The following is a 16,050-nucleotide window of genomic DNA, read 5'->3' as shown; positions in this document are numbered from 1 at the left end:
TCGAGCGCTGTCAAGGCTGATTCGCAACCAGAACGAAACGTGCTGCTCATGTGCCCGAAACCCTGTCGCCCGAAGGATGGGCGTCGCGTCCTCCCCATTGACATCTCCGGCTTTGACGGTGAACCTATGGCCAGGACGGAGAGCGCTCTCCAATCCCCCGAGAGGAACCAGAGTGACCGACGAGCAGTTCGATGACGTGGTGCGCAAGATGGATCTGGAGCAGAAGGTGAGACTGCTCACCGGAGCGACCGCGTGGCGGACCCACGCGCTGCCGGACATCGGCCTGCGTTCCATCGTCACCTCTGACGGGCCGATCGGCGTTCGTGGCCAGGGCTGGGACGAGCGGAGCACCTCCCTGACCCTTCCCTCTCCCACCGGCCTCGCCGCGAGCTGGGACGAGGACCTGGTGGAGCGGCTCGGCGAGCTGCTGGGCGACGAGGCCCGCCGCAAGCGGGTCGACGTGCTGCTGGCTCCCACGATCAACCTGCACCGCTCCCCGCTCGGCGGGCGGCACTTCGAGTGCTACTCCGAGGACCCGCTGCTCACCGCGCGCGTCGGCGTCGCCTACATCCGGGGTGTGCAGTCGCGTGGGGTCGCCGCGACGGCCAAGCACTACGTGGCCAACGACTCCGAGACCGAACGGCTCACGCTGGACGCGCGCGTGGACGAGCGGACGCTGCGCGAGGTCTACCTGGCGCCGTTCGAGGCCGCCGTCGAGGCCGGGGTGTGGGTGGTCATGGCCGCCTACAACGGCGTGAACGGCGCCACCATGAGCGAGAACCCGCTGCTCGCCGAGCCGCTGAAGGGCGAGTGGGGGTTCGACGGCCTGGTGATCTCCGACTGGGGAGCGGTGCGTTCCACGGTCGCGTCGGGACGCGCCGCCCAGGACCTCGCCATGCCGGGACCGGACGGGCCGTGGGGCGACGCGCTGGTCGCGGCCGTACGGGCGGGCGAGGTGCCCGAGGAGGCCGTCGACGAGAAGGTCCGCCGCCTGCTGCGCCTGGCCTCCCGCGTGGGCGCGCTGTCCCCCGGCGACCCGCCCTCCCTGGCGGAGCTCCCCGCCCCGCAGAGCGCTGACGCGCAGGGCGGCTACTCCGCGCTCGGGGGCCCGCACCCCGGCACCCCGACGGACGCGGGCAGCAGGGCGCTGCTGCGCGAGGCCGTGGTGGCAAGCACCGTGCTGCTGCGCAACGAGCGCTCGATCCTCCCGCTGAACCCCGAGCCGCTGCGCACGGTGGCGGTGATCGGCCCCAGCGCCGCCGCGCCGCGCGTGCAGGGCGGGGGCAGCGCGGGCGTCTACCCCGTCTCCACCCTCTCGCCGCTGGACGGCATCCGTGACGCGCTCGCGGGACGGGCCGAGGTCACCCACGCGGCCGGCGTGCACCTCCCGAGCCGTCCCACCCCGCTCGACCTCGGCAACGCCCGCAACCCGCTGACCGGCGAGCCCGGCGTGCTCGTACGGCTGCTGGACGCGGAAGGGGCCGAGCTGCACGCCGAGCACCGGCTCACCGGGCGCATCCTCGAACCCGCCCTCGTCGACTCCTCGGCAACCGTCGAGATCCGCGCCCGCCTGTGCCCGCAGGCCGGCGGCGTGTGGAACCTCGCCGTTTCCGGGTGGGGCCACGTGTTCCTGTCGGCGGACGGCACGACGCTGATCGACGAAGAGGTGGTGCGCGACACCGACGATCCCGCGACGGTGCACCTCACGCCACCGTACCGGCACGCCACGCTCACCCTCACCGCGGGCCAGGACGTCGACCTGGTCGCCCGGCGCCGTCTCGACCCCGACAGCGGGCTGGCCTCGGTGCTCGCCGCCGACCCGCCGAGGCGCGGTGACGCGGAGGAGCTGGAGGCGGCGATCCAGCTGGCGAAGGCGGCCGACGTCGCCATCGTGGTCGTCGGCACGACCGAGGAGGTCGAGAGCGAGGGCTACGACCGCGAGGATCTGGCCCTGCCCGGCGACCAGGACGCCCTGGTCCGCGCCGTGGTGGCGGCCAACCCCGACACCGTGGTGGTGGTCAACGCCGGCGGCCCGGTCGCCATGCCGTGGCGCGAGGAGGTGCCCGCCGTGCTGCTGAGCTGGTTCCCCGGCCAGGAGTACGGGGACGGCCTCGCGCGGGTGCTCTTCGGCGCCGCCGAGCCCGGCGGGCGCCTGCCCACCACGTGGGCCGACAGGGCGCTCATCGGCACCACGCCCGTGGACGGCGTGCTGGAGTACGCGGAAGGCCCGCACATCGGCTACCGGGCGTGGCTGCGGGAGACGGCCGCCCCGGCGTACTGGTTCGGCCACGGCCTGGGATACACCACCTGGTCGTACGAGAGCGTCGCCGCGCCCGAGCTGGTCGAGCCCGGTGAGCCGTTCACCGCGCGGGTACGGCTGCGCAACACCGGCGAGCGGGCCGGAGGCGAGGTCGTGCAGGTCTATCTGGCGAGGCCCGAGACCGGCGTGACGCGCCCGGCCCTGTGGCTGGCCGGCTTCGCGCGCGTCGAGGCGGGGCCCGGCGAGACCGTGGAGGCCGAGGTGGAGATCACGGCACGCGCCCTGCAGCACTGGTCACCGGAGGATCAGGCCTGGACCGGTGAGCCCGGATCGTTCACCGTACTAGCGGGCCGCAGTGCCGGCGACCTAGCATTGAGCACCACCACGGCCACCGCGCGGTGAGCCGGTGACGGGGACCAATATGGCCGGCCGCGCGTGACGTGGGAGGCCAGGGTGGGAAAGCGCGTTGGAGAGCGCTCTCCCACCATGCTATAAAAGCCACATGAGCGAAGGTCGCCCGCCTGTGTCGGCATCCCCCACCCTGGAGGACGTGGCGCGCGCGGCGGGTGTCTCCCGCGCCACCGTCTCCCGCGTCATCAACGGCATCCGCAACGTCGATCCCATGATCCAGGAGACGGTCAGGCGGGCCATCGCCGACACCGGCTACGTCCCGAACCGCGCGGCCCGCTCCCTGGTCACGCGCCGCACCGGGGCGATCGCCCTGGTCGTCTCAGGGGCGGGCGAGGAGAGCGGGGAGAACCCCTTTCACAGCCAGGTCTTCGCCGACCCCTTCTTCGGCCGCGTGGCCAGCGGCGTCGTCGGCTTCCTGCGCCCCCGCGGCATCCACCCGATCCTGATGTTCGCCGAGACCGCCGAGGCCCGCGCGCAGGTCATCGCCTACCTTCGCCAGGGCAACGCCGACGGCGCCGTCCTGGTCTCCACCCAGGCCGAGGACCCGCTCCCCCGGCTGCTGGTCGACGCCGCGCTGCCCGCCGTACTGTTCGCCAGGCCCGCCGAGCCGATCCCCATCAGCTACGTGGACGTCGCCCACCGCGCGGGGGCCAAGCTCGCCGCCGACCACCTGGTGGCGCGGGGCTGCCGGCGCGTGGCGACGATCTCCGGGCCCCTGGACGTGGCGGCCAGCCAGGACCGCTTGTCGGGGTTCCGTGACGCGATGGCCGCGCACGGCTATCCCTACATCCCGTGCGTCGAGGGGAACTTCACCCTCGGCAGCGGAGAGGCCGCGATGGAGCGGCTGCTGACCGAGCATCCCGGCATCGACGGCATCTTCATCGCCAACGACCTGATGGCCCAGGGCGCGCTTCCGGTGCTGCGCCACCACGGGTGCCGCGTGCCGGACGACGTCGCCGTGGTCGGGTTCGACGACAGCAGCGCGGCGACCGCGAGCAGGCCCCCGCTCACGACGATCCGCCACCCGGTCGAGGACATGGCGGCCGAGATGGCGCGGCTGCTGATGGCCCACGTCGACGATCCCGACCTGCCGGTTACCTCGATCATCTTCGAGCCGTCTCTGGTGGTCAGGGACTCCGCCTGACTGGCACGCGCCCGCCGCCTCGGGAGGGCGCGCCGATCCGGAGCCGCGTCCGCGGGTCGGGCGCCTCGGGCGGGCGCGCGCGGACGCGGCTCGCGGCCTACTTCACCGCGCCAGCGGTGAGACCCTGTACGAGGTAGCGCTGGAGCAGCAGGAAGCCGGCCACGACCGGCACGCTGACCACCAGGGACGCCGCCATGACCTGGTTCCAGTACACGTCGTTCTCGGTGGCGTAGCCACGTAGCCCGACGGCCAGGGTGCGGGTGGAGTCATCGGTCATGACCGAGGCGAAGAGCACCTCTCCCCACGCCGTCATGAACGCGTAGATGGCGACCGCGACGATGCCGGGGATCGCGGCGGGGATGACCACGCGGAACAGCGCCCCGAGCGGCCCGTTGCCGTCCACCTTGGCCGCCTCGTCCAGCGCCACCGGGATGGAGTCGAAGTAGCCGACCAGCATCCAGATGGAGAACGGCAGCGAGAAGGTCAGGTAGGTGATGATGAGCCCGGTACGGGTGCCGTAAAGCTCCAGGCCGGTCGCGTTGCCGAGGTTCACGAAGATCATGAACAGCGGGAGCAGGAACAGGATGCCGGGGAACATCTGGGTGGACAGCACCGTGATCGTGAAGGTCTTCCTGCCGGGGAAGCGGTAGCGGCTCACCGCGTAGGCGGCGAAGATCGCCACCATCACCGACAGCCCGGAGGCGATGGACGCCACGACCACGCTGTTCACGAAGTACCGGGCCAGCGGGATGGTCTTCCAGATGTCGGCGAAGGGGCGGAAGCTGATCGTCGAGGGGATCCAGCGGAAGCCGTTCTGCACGTCCTGCAGCGGCTTGATCGCCGAGCTCGCCATCACGTAAAGCGGGATCAGCGTGAACAGGCCGAGGAATCCGAGCCCGATCCAGCGCGCCCACGGCAGCCAGCGCGGCTCATGCATTGCTCCTCCTCCGGGAGGTGATCGCCAGGTACGCCGCGGTCACCACGAGGAGGAACAGCAGCAGCAGGACGGACATCGCCGAGCCCGAGCCGAAGTTCCAGGTGATGAACGAGCTCTGGTAGATGTGCACCGAGATGAGGTCCGCCTGTTGCGGCGCCGCCTTCCCGAACAGCACATATGGAGTGTTGAAGTCGTTGAAGGTCCACAGGAACAGCACGAGGACCAGCACCTGGTTCACCGGGCGCAGCATCGGCAGCGTGATGGAGCGCAGCTGGCGCCACCATCCGGCGCCGTCGATGGCCGAGGCCTCGTACAGGTCGCGGTCGATGTTCTGGAGCCCGGCCATGAGGATCAGGAACGCGAACGGCCAGGACCGCCACACGCAGACCACGACCACCGCGGCGAAGCTGTTCGAGCCGATCAGCCAGAACGGCCGGTCACCGCCCAGGCCCAGCTGGTCGACCAGGACGTGGTTGACGAACCCGGTGTCCCGCTGGAACATGAAGCTCCACGTGATCACTCCGGCGTAGACGGGCAGCGCGTACGGCACCAGGAAGAACGTGCGCAGGAGCCCGCGACCGCGGAAGGCGCCCTGCATGAGCACCGCCCCGACCGTGCCGAACAGCCATGAGAAGCCCACCGCCAGCGCGGTGAAGGCGATGGTGATCAGGAACGAGTGGAGCAGCGACCTGCCGACGGCCGAGTCGAAGTCCACCGCGACCTGGTAGTTCGACAGCCCCACGAACGGGGCGGCCGACCAGTTCCTGATGAAGAACTGCGTGAGCCTGAGGAAGCTCATCCCGACACCGATGAGCATCGGCACCACGTGGATGAGCAGTTCCAGCAGGATCGCCGGGAGGATCATCAGATAGGGCACGCTCAGGCGGCGCAGCCGTAACGGGATCCGGCCCGCTACCCGCGATGGCAGCCCCCTTCCGGGCGGGGGCGGCCCGCCTCCGGCCGGCGGGGTTGCGCGCCGCTCGTCTTGCTGAGGCGTGGTACGGGCGACCATCTATTCCTCTCGATTCGGCAGGGCCGGTCGTTGACGGCGTGACAGGTGGATCATGAACCCTCCCGCCGGGCCGTCTCGTGAACGGCCTGGCGAGGGGCGTACGGCGGGTGCCGGGCGGGGGACGATCGGGGGAAGACCCCCGCCCGGCACGGTGTCACCGGACCGGCGAAGGTCAGCTACCGGGCTGGACCTGCTCGTTCGCCTGGGTCAGCTTGGCCTTGACGGCTTCCTCGGTGATCGGCTTGCCGCTCGCCGCGTCGGCCCACAGCTGGTTCATCGCGGTGCCGACCAGGGTCTCGAACTGGCTCTCCTCGGGCACCTGGGGCAGCGGCGCGGCGGTCTTGGCGAGGATGTCCTGGAACGTCTTGATGTCCTCGCTCTGGAACGCCGGGTCGTTGTAGGCGTCCTGGACGGTGGGCAGCGAGCCGTACGTCTTGTTCAGGATCTGCTGCTCCTCCGGGCTCGTCATGAACTTCACGAACTTCAGAGCGCCGTCCTGGTTCTTCGTGAAGTTGAACACGGCGAGGTTGATACCGGCCACCATGCCGTTGACCTGCTTGCCCCCGGAGTCCGCCGCGGGCAGCGGGATGGGCGCGAGGCCGTAGGTGTCGTTGGTCAGGTTCGCCGCCTTGATCTGCGAGGCGATGGACTGCCACATCAGCATCGCGGCCTTGCCGTTGACGAAGTCGTTCACGGCCTCGGTGCCGTTGGAGTACTCGGCGTTGCTGGGGTTGACGATCTTGTCGACCGCCATCAGGTCGAGGTACTGCTTGATCGCCGCGACGTTCTGAGGGGTGTCGAACTGCGGCTTGCCGCTGGGGTCGAACAGCTCGGCGCCGTGCTGCTGGCCGAAGATGAAGGCGTGGTGGGAGTTCTCGCTGACGCTGGCGCCCTCGACGGCCAGGCCCCACTGCTTGCCCTTGGTGAGCTTCTTGCCGTCGGCGATCAGCTCGTCCCAGGTCGCCGGCGGCTTGTCGATGCCGGCGTCCTTGAACATCTTCTTGTTGTAGTACAGCCCGTACGTCATGCCGTAGATCGGGACGGCCGTGGGGGGCTTGCCGGGCGCGCCCGTCGCCGCGAGGCTCGGGCCGAGGAAGCGCTCCTTGCCACCCAGACCGGCGAGCAGGGTGTCGTCGAAGGGCAGGAAGGCGCCGGTGGCCTGCAGCGAGGCCGACCAGGTGTTGCCGATGTTGACCACGTCCGGGCCCTTGCCCGACGTGGTGGCGGCGAGGATCCGGTTGAGCAGGTCGGCCCAGGGAACCACCTCCAGGTTCACCTTGATGCCGGTCTGCTTCTCGAACTTGTCGAGCTCGGGCTGGAGCACCTGCTTGTCGTTGTCGAGGCTGGTGCCCTGGTTGGACGCCCAATAGGTCAGCGTCTTGCCCGCGCCGCTGTCGGTGGACCCGCCTCCGGTCGCGGTGCCGCCGCTGTCGCCGCCGCCGCACGCCGCGGCCGCCGCCACCAGCGCGCCCGCGACCGCGACGTATGCGAACTTGCCTATACGCACAATGAACCCCTCACTTGATCGCGACTCCGGCCTCGTGCCGGTGGTGTCGCCATATGCCAGATCGGCCTCGCCGCCATGGGGCGGGAAGCCGCAAGGAGGCCGTCAACGGCCAAAGAGAGACCTCCTCCTTCAAGGACGCCGGGCCCCGCCACCGACGGCGGCGGGGCCCGGATGATTTGTTACGGGTAAGCGTTGACGTGGACGACCCGCGCACTCGCGTTCGCCGGTCCTCCGGTCGTGTTGATGACATGGCGGATCGTGCCGACACCGTCGAGGGAGACGCTCACCTTCCCGTCGAGCACCGCCGAGGCGGGTGTGCCCGCGTTCTCCGTGGAGGAGCTCTTCCCCTGGGAGAGCAGGCTGTCCACGGCCATGGCGGGACCGGTCACCGCCAGGCCAGACGCGATCAACACCACCAGGAAGGCGATGAGCAGACCTACGAGATGCAGGCCCGGACTGCGAGCAGGATGCACAGCCTCTCCTTGATGCAGGGGGGGTACCCGTCGCTCGAGGGTGACGACACGGGGGAGGGAGAGCGCTCTCCAGACAGAGATTGTCCGCTGCATCACCACTTGTCAACACATCCTTGCTGACGATTTGGAAACCCCCTGCTCACTCCCCAGAAACACGGCGGGCCTCACGGAGTCACTTGTCTGACCTCGACAGGGTCGTGAGACGGGCTTCGATCACACTGTGGACACCTTAGTGATCTTCAAGAGCCTTACCGCTCGTCAGAAGCCTGGTGAACCCACGGGTCAGAGGCCTGTCAGGGGCCCGCGACCGCCATCCGAGCCGCGTCCGGGCACCGCCCGGAGGCGGACGGGCACTTGTTGACAGCGACGAAACACGGGCGTGACCCCTCTGTCGGAGAGCGCTCTCCCCTTCCCGTCCACGCCGGAGGCGAGGCTCCTGGCCCACGGACCAGATCGCCCTATGACGCTGCCAGGCCAGGCCCTTGTGTTCCCGTGCCGGGCCGGAAGACACTGGGCGTGGGCCAGGTCCCAGCTTGGGAGGTCGACATGCCGCTGACGGTCCGCCGTGAGACCCACCGCGAGTTCACCGTCATCACCATCATCGGCGAGGTGGACAAGAACGGAGTTCCCGATCTGGTCGAGAGCATCGACGAGGCCCTCCGCGCCACCCGCCCCAGGCTGCTGTTCGACCTGGCCGGCATGGAGTTCATCGACTCGGCCGGCCTGCGGCTCCTGTTGGGGGCCTGCGAGAGGGCCACGCGGTGCGGGGGCACCTGCGCGCTGTGCTGCCTGTGCCCCACCCCCAGGAAGATCATGGACGTGACGGGCATCGGCGACGCTTTCGACATTTATCCGACCATGGCCGCCGCCCTGGCCGGCGGCCCCTTGGAAAGCCCCGCCTCCCGCGAGCTCCCCTGACCGCCCACCCGCGAGGGTGCCGGACCCATGCGGATCTCGGCCATGGCGTTGAAGACGTCCATGGAACCATCGGCCTGCGTTCCTTCGCTGGCTTCGCGGGCTTGTGCGGCGTAGGCGTCCCGCTCCGCGCGGATGGCGTCGTGGTATTCGCGCTGCCGCTCGCTGGTGACCTCGGCGGCCGCGGCGTGGTCAACGACACCCTCCTCCGCCAGCCGGTTCCAGGCATCCAAGAACGCCAGGACCCTCTTGGCGCTGGTGCCGGCCCGGCGGGCGAACTCCCGGGCACTGACGCGGACATAGGTAGGGGGCTACTCATGCCCCTCGCGCTCACCGGCCCTAGCTTCGGGAGTGACCCGGCGCGGGCACCTCCGCCGGCCACCGGCGCGCGCCCCCGACGCCGGCGGGTTCCCGGGGCGGCTTGGAGGAGAGCGCCGTCATGGCCGACCAGTTCGTGGTGAGCGGGAGGATCGGTGACCGCTGGCGGGCGACGGGCGCGGAAAGAGGGCCTCTCGGGCGCGCGACCGGCCCGGAGACGGACGCGGAGGGGCGCGGGCGGCGCCAGACCTTCGAGCACGGTGAGATCTGCTGGTCCGAGCACCAGAAGGCCGTCGTCATGGCGTACCGGTTGTGGAAGGACGCGGTCTTCGACTGGGTGATCGCCGAGCAGTACACCTACGACTACTTCCGGATGGACGTCGCCTTCGACGGGCGGGGCCAGGGTCAGGCGAACTTCGCGATCCACGGGCGGCCGGATCGCGGGAGGCGCCGGATCCGGCTGCAGGGCTACGGGGAGTACGCCTTCACCGTCAAGGGCTGCGACGACTCCGGGCCGGAGGAGAGCATCCAAGGATGGACGGTCCCGGTACGGATCCGGCTCGCCCCGGAGTCGTCCGCCGGCGAGCCCTTCCCCGTCCAAGGGGTGATCGCGGAGCGCTGGAGCGAACTGGGCGCCGGGGCCGGAGCCCTCGGCCATCCTCTCGCCGAGGAGGAGGTGGGCGGGGGCGACTACCACATCCAGCGCTTCGAGCGCGGCACCGTCGCGGCGTACCCGGAGTTCGGGCCGCACATGACGGTGCTGGCCTACCAGCAGGGCCGGACCCTCGTGATCAACTGGGGGTTCATCGAAGGCGCCATCTCTGAGGAGTCCATCGTCGAGGTGTTCCACTTCGACGGGGGCGGCTCCGAGCCGGTGTACACCGAGCGGGTGCCCCTGTCGGCCTTCGCGACGCTGGAGTGTGCCCGGCAGAGCGCCAGCTCGGGCCAGATCCGCTACACGCCGGGGCTGGCCGGCTCGTACATGGTGCGCGTCACCGACTTCGTCGGCCGCAAGTTCGGTGTCCACGTCAACGTCATCCTGCGGGACCTCCACCTGGAGCCGCTCGAGAGGGGCGGGACGCCCGGGCGGGCCTTCGCGACGCACAAGGCCCGCGTCGACGCGCTGGTGAACTACACGGCCACCTCGCGCACGCTGGTCCCGGGCGACACCAAGGCCGGAGAGGACCTCGCCACGGCCCTGATCGCCCGCTGCCACGCCCTGAGCCTGGACGCCGGCCACCGCACCCCTGGGGAACTGCCCAGCTACGTCCTCGTGAACGAGGTGCTGAAAGACCTGACGCCTGGACAGGTGGGCACCGACGCCACGGAGTTCGCCGGAGTGTGGGTCTGCAAGACGAAGGGCGAGTACGACACCTTCCTGAAGGGTCTCATCACCATCGTCCATCGGTACGGCGACCTGCTCACGCCCGAGGTGGACGACCACGTGACGCACGAGCTTCTCACGCTCAGCGGGGGCCATGACGTGGGCATCGAGACCAAGGAGGTGTGCTGCGACTTCGAGTCGCTGCTGCCTCCCCCGCTCAGCCTCCTCGAATGCCTCGACCCGCCCGAGTCGGAGAACCACATCCTCCTGATCGAGTCGAGCCGGTACCTCACCAACCAGTTCCTGTTCTCGCGGACGCAGGACCCGAGGTACGACAACCAGGCGAACGGGCTGGCGAACTGGCTGCTCGGCTACCTGCACACCATCGCCAAGCACGACTTCCACGAGTACAACGCCCGGCCCTACCAGCGCTACTCACTGAACGCGCTGATCAACCTGTTCGAGTTCTCCTCCGACCCCCGGGTGCGGACGGCGGCGCGGATCGTGCTCGACTACACGACGGTGAAGTTCGCCGTGTCCAGCAACAGGCTCCGCCGGGTGGGACCGTTCAGGAGACTTGTGTCGGACGTCAACGGTCCCGGTGCCCCGCGGAACGACCTCGTGCTCTCCGCCGACCCGCAGTTCGGTTTCTTCCTCGCCTACACCGGCCCGGTCAACCCGGACGGGACCGGAGGCGAGTGGATCCAGTTCCAGTGGTCCACCGAAGGGCTGATCGCCGGCCTGTCGTCCTACCGCCCGCCCGCCGCGGCGTACGTGCACGCCCTTACCAAGACCGAGGCCGTGCAGCACTGGCTCTACCACGGAGAACGACCGGCGGTCCGCGGCTTCGGCGGCACGCCGCTGCTCGCGTCACCGGAACCGCCCGCCGGTGGCATCGAGATCTACTACAGCTCCCCCTCGTTCCTGCTGACGGCCGGCGGCATGTTCGTCAACAGCGGCTACGGACACGACGAGCTGATGTCGTTCAAGAACGTCGGCGCCGTGCAGTCGACCACGCTGCTGCCCACCCGCGCCGACGTGCGGTTCGAGGACGTGATCCGGCTGGACGTCTACCCCGACAACCGGGGGGCCACCAACTACGGCGTGCATCGCGGCTTCGCGTGCGGCGCCAATCTGCGCGGGCTGGACAAGTGGTGCGATCTCACCCACACACCCAAGGACGGCCCCTGGGTGATCCTGAACCTCGACCAGGACCTGCCGGGCTACGGACGGCTGGGTTTCTGGGTGGCCGCGTACCGGGCGCCGGTCGCGAATCCCGGTTCACTGGTCACCGTTCCCGAGAACGTCGGGTTCTTCTATGCGATGGAAGCCTCGCCGATGGGCTTCGACGAGTTCGCGAAGCGGACCAGGGAGCGCAATTCCACGCTGCCGGCCGGCCTCGCCGTCGGCGACCACTACGTGTTCAACTCGGCCGACGACCACAGCTTCACGTACCGCCTCTGGCCCGCGGGGGTGGCGTACCTGCCGATCGTGCACCACATGGACGGGCAGCCCGTCGTGGAGGACTTCCGCGGCCTGCCGCTGGTCGACGGCCCGTACCTGAAGGCGCCGCACGGCCATGACGGGTACCTCGAGATCCGCACCACGGGGTGCGACGCCCCGCTGGTGCTGGATTTCCGCGACCCGCTGAACCCCGTGCGCCACGACAACGACGTCCAGTGCCCGCGGCCGCTGCTGGACCGCGCTCAGGCGCTCTACGAGCTCGCCTGGGACCTATGGAACGCGAACCGACACGAGGATGGACTGAAGACCATGCGAGAGAGAGTGAAGATCTTGGACGAGCTGGCCGCCTCGGACCCGGGTGGCTACAAGGCCATGCTGGCCCAGGTGCTGGTCGAGGAGACGATGTTCCGCACGCCGGACCTGCCCGGCGCCCAGCGGGCCGGTGAGCGGGCCGTCGCCATCTACCAGGAGCTCGCCGGGGTCCCCGCCGTGCCCGGCTATCCCGACCTTTCCGGCCTGACCCCGAACGCCTACTGGCCCCAGCTCGCCGGCGCCTTCTACTTCCTCGCCTACGCGTACTGGGATGACGGCAAGCAGACCGAAGGACTCCGCTGCATGCGCAACCGCGTCCGCCTGTACGAGCGACTCGCCGCGGACGGCGGGGCCGGGTCCGCGGACGACCTGGAGGCGGCTCGCAAGACCCTGCCCCCCTTCGGCGGCTGACCCGCCCGGCGCGTCAGGACGGTGCGCCTCCCCGGCCAGGCCATGGGCGCGTCATCGTGCCGCCCTCCTCGCCCGGCATGAACGCCTGGACGGGCCGGCTACGGTGGCGCGTCCCCCCGCTCGGCCTCCTGGGCGCACACCTCGTCGACGTCGGCGAGCCGCCGCATGCCGTGCACGCTGCGGGCCGTGCGCGGGTTGCCCGCCAGGCGCTCCTCGTTGCGGGCGACGAACCACCAGTAGCCCGAGGTGAACGGGCAGGCGTCCTCGCCGGTCCGCCGGGTGGGACGGTACCGGCAGCCCCCGCAGAAGTCGCTCATCCGATTGATGTACGCGCCGCCCGCGGCGTAGGGCTTGGTGGCGAGCATGCCGCCGTCGGCGTGCTGGGACATGCCCACGACGTTGGGCACCATCACCCAGTCGTACCCGTCGACGAAGCTGCGGTGGAACCAGTCGGTGAGCCGCGCCGGGTCGAACCCGCGCTGCAGCGCGTAGTTGCCGAGCACCATCAGCCGCACGATGTGGTGGGTGAACCCCGTGTCGCGCACCTGGCGCAGCGCCCACGACAGGCAGCGCGCCTCCACGGCGTCGGCGTCCAGATCGGCGAACCACCCGGGCAGGGGCGTGCGCGCCGACAGCCGGTTCAGTTCCCGGTACCCCTCGCCGAAGTGCCAGTACAGGTGCCAGATGTAGTCACGCCAGCCGATGAGCTGCCGCACGTACCCCTCGACGCTGCCGAGGGGAGCCCGCCCGCACCGGTAGGCGTCCTCGGCGGCGCGCACGCACTCCATGGGATCGAGCAGGCCGAGGTTGACGGCCGGGGAGAGCATGCTGTGGGCCATGACGGGGTCGGCCGACAGGATGGCGTCCTGGTACGGCCCGAACACCGGCAGCCGGTGGGCGACGAAGTGCCGCAGTGCCCGCAGCGCCTCCGCCCTGGTGGCGGGGAAGGTCCTCGGCCCGTCACGCCCCACGAAGGCGACCTCCCCCTCGCGTTCCCAGCGGTCGAGGTCGTGGCGCACCTCCTCGTCGATCTCATCCTCCTCGGCCCGCCACGGCCCGAGGACCTTCATCCCATCCGATGGCGGCGGGAGGCGGTTGTCGGCGTCGAAGTTCCACCGCCCTCCGGCCGGCCCGTCACCCTCCATGAGCACGTCGAGGCGGCGCCGGGCGTCGCGGTAGAAGTCCTCCATCAGCAGCCTGCGCCCATCGCCCCTGCCGTCCGCCCAGGCCTTGAACTCCCCGGCGGTGCTGGTGAAACCACGCGCGGGGAGCACGGTCACCTCGTCGCGGCGCCGTACGAACGCGTCGGCCGCGTAGCTGGTGGGATGGCAGACGGTGAGCGGCCCGCCCACCCGGTCGAGCGCCTCGCCGTAGGTCCCGGTCCTGAGGAACGTCGCCCGCTCGCCAAGCTCGGCCGCGCGATGGCGGAGCGCCGACAGCACCAGGTGGGCCTTTTGACGGTGGAAACGCCGTCGCCGCAGCACCGACCGGGCCTCGACCAGCAGCACCGGCTGCTCGGCGGAGTCGAGGAAGTGGTCGCCGAGCTGGTCGGCGAAGAGCCATCGCCTGCCGTGATCCCCCATGCCCCCATCTTCGTACAGTCGTTTCCGCAGGTCACTTGGGGTAGAGAGCTCAGTGCACCGGCTCGGGGACGGTGGGCTGGTCGAACTGGGTGTGGTAGAGCTCCTCGTACCGGCCTCCGGCGGCGAGCAGGGCGGCGTGCGTGCCGCGCTCCACCACCCGGCCGTCCTCGATCACCAGGATCAGGTCGGCGGCCCTGATGGTGGAGAGCCGGTGCGCGATGACCACGGCGGTCCGCCCGGCCAGCGCCTCCCCCAGCGCCTCCTGCACCGCCGCCTCCGACGTGGAGTCGAGATGGGCCGTGGCCTCGTCCAGGATCACCACGCGCGGGCGGGCCAGCAGCAGCCGCGCGATCGTCAGCCGCTGGCGCTCGCCGCCGGAGAGCCGGTAGCCGCGCTCCCCGACGATGGTGTCCAGCCCGTCCGGCAGCGACGCGATCAGGTCCTCCAGCCGTGCCCTGCGGAGCACGTCCCACAGTTCCTCCTCCGACGCCTCGGGCCGGGCGAGCAGGAGGTTCGAGCGGACGGACTCGTGGAACAGGTGCCCATCCTGCGTGACCATGCCGAGCGTCTCGCGGATCGACTCGGCGGACAGGTCCCTGACGTCGACGTCCGACAGCCGCACAGCGCCGGCGTCGACGTCGTAGAGCCGCGCCGTGAGCTGCGCGATCGTCGACTTGCCCGCACCGGACGAGCCGACCAGGGCCACCATCTGGCCCGGCTCGGCGCGGAACGACACCCGGTGCAGCACCTCGGCCCCTTCCCTGGTGTCCAGGGTGGCCACCTCTTCGAGGGAGGCCAGCGACACCTTGTCGGCCGCCGGGTAGCCGAAGACCACGTCGTCGAACTCCACCGAAACCGGCCCCTCAGGGACGCGGCGGGCGTCCGGCCTGTCCGCGATCAGCGGCTTGAGGTCCAGCACCTCGAAGACGCGTTCGAAGCTCACCAGCGCGCTCATGACCTCGACCCGCGCGCTGGCGAGGGCTGTCAGCGGCGCGTACAGCCGGGTGAGCAGCAGCGCGAGCGCTACGACGGCGCCCGCCCCCAGCTGGCCGCGCAGGGAGTAGAAGCCGCCGAGACCGTAGACGATCGCCAGCGCCAGCGCGGAGACCAGAGTCAGCGCCGTGACGAACACCGACTGCACCATCGCCGTGCGGACCCCGATGTCGCGCACCCGCCGCGCCCTGGCCGCGAACTCCGACGACTCCTTCGCGGGCCTGCCGAAGAGCTTGATCAGCGTGGCGCCCGGCGCGGAGAAGCGCTCGGTCATCTGGGTGCTCATGAGGGCGTTGTGGTTGGCCGCCTCCCGCTCCAGCCGCGCCAGGCGCGAGCCCATCCGGCGTGCGGGCAGCACGAACACCGGCAGCAGCACCAGTGCGATCAGGGTCACCTGCCAGGAGATGCCGATCATCACGACCAGCGTGAGCGCGAGCGTCACGACGTTGCTCACCACTCCGGACAGGGTGTTGGTGAACGCCCGCTGCGCGCCGATGACGTCGTTGTTCAGGCGGCTGACCAGCGCTCCGGTCCTGGTCCGCGTGAAGAAGGCGATGGGCATGCGCTGCACGTGGTCGAACACCGCCGTGCGCAGGTCGAGGATCAGCCCTTCACCGATGCTCGCCGACAACCAGCGCGTGACCAGCCCCAGCCCCGCGTCCAGGAGCGCGATGCCCGCGATGAGCACGGCGAGGCCGACGACGGTCTCCAGGGCCGAGCGGTGCACGATCGCGTCGACGACGCGGCCCGCGAGGACCGGCGTCGCCACCGCCAGCACCGCCGACACCACGCTGAGCACCAGGAACCACGCCAGCATCCGGCGGTGTGACCGCGCGAAGCCGCCGATGCGCCGCAACGTGGCCATGGACAACGGCCGCCGATCGTCCCGCGCGTTCATCGCGCTGTACAACGAATGCCACGCGGTCACTTCCATGTCCATGACGTACCACCAGATCCCGGGTCGGCTTCGATAGAGATCACCGGGC

11 protein-coding genes are annotated in these 16,050 nt (G+C 70.3%); 4 read left to right on the top strand and 7 right to left on the bottom strand.

Annotated features, from left to right (window positions below):
- Nucleotides 1-172: 172 nt before the first annotated feature.
- Together AB0O34_RS19520 and AB0O34_RS19515 are read left to right on the top strand one after the other, a co-directional pair.
- Nucleotides 173-2,662, top strand: a complete 2,490-nt coding sequence (locus AB0O34_RS19520) for a glycoside hydrolase family 3 C-terminal domain-containing protein (RefSeq protein ID WP_363917106.1) — start codon at nt 173-175, stop codon at nt 2,660-2,662.
- Between the two features lie 121 nt (nt 2,663-2,783).
- Nucleotides 2,784-3,815 carry a LacI family DNA-binding transcriptional regulator gene (locus AB0O34_RS19515; RefSeq protein WP_363917104.1) on the top strand — a complete coding sequence of 344 codons (1,032 nt, stop codon included), beginning with the start codon at nt 2,784-2,786 and terminating at the stop codon, nt 3,813-3,815.
- 97 nt (nt 3,816-3,912) lie between these two features.
- Here AB0O34_RS19515 and AB0O34_RS19510 read toward each other — a convergent pair whose 3' ends face one another.
- From AB0O34_RS19510 to AB0O34_RS19495, 4 genes are all read right to left on the bottom strand, one after another.
- Nucleotides 3,913-4,752, bottom strand: a complete 840-nt coding sequence (locus AB0O34_RS19510; protein WP_363917102.1) for a carbohydrate ABC transporter permease — start codon at nt 4,750-4,752, stop codon at nt 3,913-3,915.
- Nucleotides 4,745-5,617, bottom strand: a complete 873-nt coding sequence (locus AB0O34_RS19505) for a sugar ABC transporter permease (RefSeq protein ID WP_363917100.1) — start codon at nt 5,615-5,617, stop codon at nt 4,745-4,747. The genes AB0O34_RS19510 and AB0O34_RS19505 overlap by 8 nt, the downstream gene beginning before the upstream one ends.
- 319 nt (nt 5,618-5,936) lie before the next feature.
- The gene (locus tag AB0O34_RS19500) at nt 5,937-7,271 is read right to left on the bottom strand and encodes a sugar ABC transporter substrate-binding protein (RefSeq protein WP_363917098.1); all 1,335 of its coding nucleotides are present in this window, start codon (nt 7,269-7,271) and stop codon (nt 5,937-5,939) included.
- 179 nt (nt 7,272-7,450) lie between these two features.
- A complete protein-coding gene (locus tag AB0O34_RS19495; protein WP_363917096.1) occupies nt 7,451-7,744 on the bottom strand; it encodes a hypothetical protein in 294 nt (97 codons plus the stop codon).
- A gap of 546 nt (nt 7,745-8,290) precedes the next feature.
- Here AB0O34_RS19495 and AB0O34_RS19490 point away from each other — a divergent pair.
- A complete protein-coding gene (locus AB0O34_RS19490; RefSeq protein ID WP_363917094.1) occupies nt 8,291-8,662 on the top strand; it encodes an STAS domain-containing protein in 372 nt (123 codons plus the stop codon).
- On the opposite strand, the gene AB0O34_RS19485 is transcribed toward AB0O34_RS19490, so the two are convergent.
- A complete protein-coding gene (locus AB0O34_RS19485) occupies nt 8,593-8,892 on the bottom strand; it encodes a hypothetical protein (protein ID WP_363917092.1) in 300 nt (99 codons plus the stop codon). The genes AB0O34_RS19490 and AB0O34_RS19485 overlap by 70 nt on opposite strands.
- Before the next feature lie 206 nt (nt 8,893-9,098).
- Between AB0O34_RS19485 and AB0O34_RS19480 the strand changes: the two genes are divergently transcribed.
- A complete protein-coding gene (locus AB0O34_RS19480) occupies nt 9,099-12,488 on the top strand; it encodes a hypothetical protein (RefSeq protein ID WP_363917090.1) in 3,390 nt (1,129 codons plus the stop codon).
- Between the two features lie 98 nt (nt 12,489-12,586).
- Here the strand turns inward: AB0O34_RS19480 and AB0O34_RS19475 are convergent, their stop codons facing one another.
- Together AB0O34_RS19475 and AB0O34_RS19470 are read right to left on the bottom strand one after the other, a co-directional pair.
- Complete coding sequence (locus AB0O34_RS19475; protein WP_363917088.1) at nt 12,587-14,071, bottom strand: cryptochrome/photolyase family protein; 1,485 nt, start codon at nt 14,069-14,071, stop codon at nt 12,587-12,589.
- A 49-nt stretch (nt 14,072-14,120) separates the two neighbouring features.
- Nucleotides 14,121-16,004, bottom strand: a complete 1,884-nt coding sequence (locus AB0O34_RS19470) for an ABC transporter ATP-binding protein (RefSeq protein WP_363917086.1) — start codon at nt 16,002-16,004, stop codon at nt 14,121-14,123.
- Between the last annotated feature and the right edge of the window lie 46 nt (nt 16,005-16,050).

The sequence above is a fragment of the Sphaerisporangium sp. NPDC088356 genome (assembly GCF_040685555.1).
GTDB lineage: Bacteria > Actinomycetota > Actinomycetes > Streptosporangiales > Streptosporangiaceae > Sphaerisporangium.
This window is presented reverse-complemented; position numbering and strand designations above follow the sequence as displayed.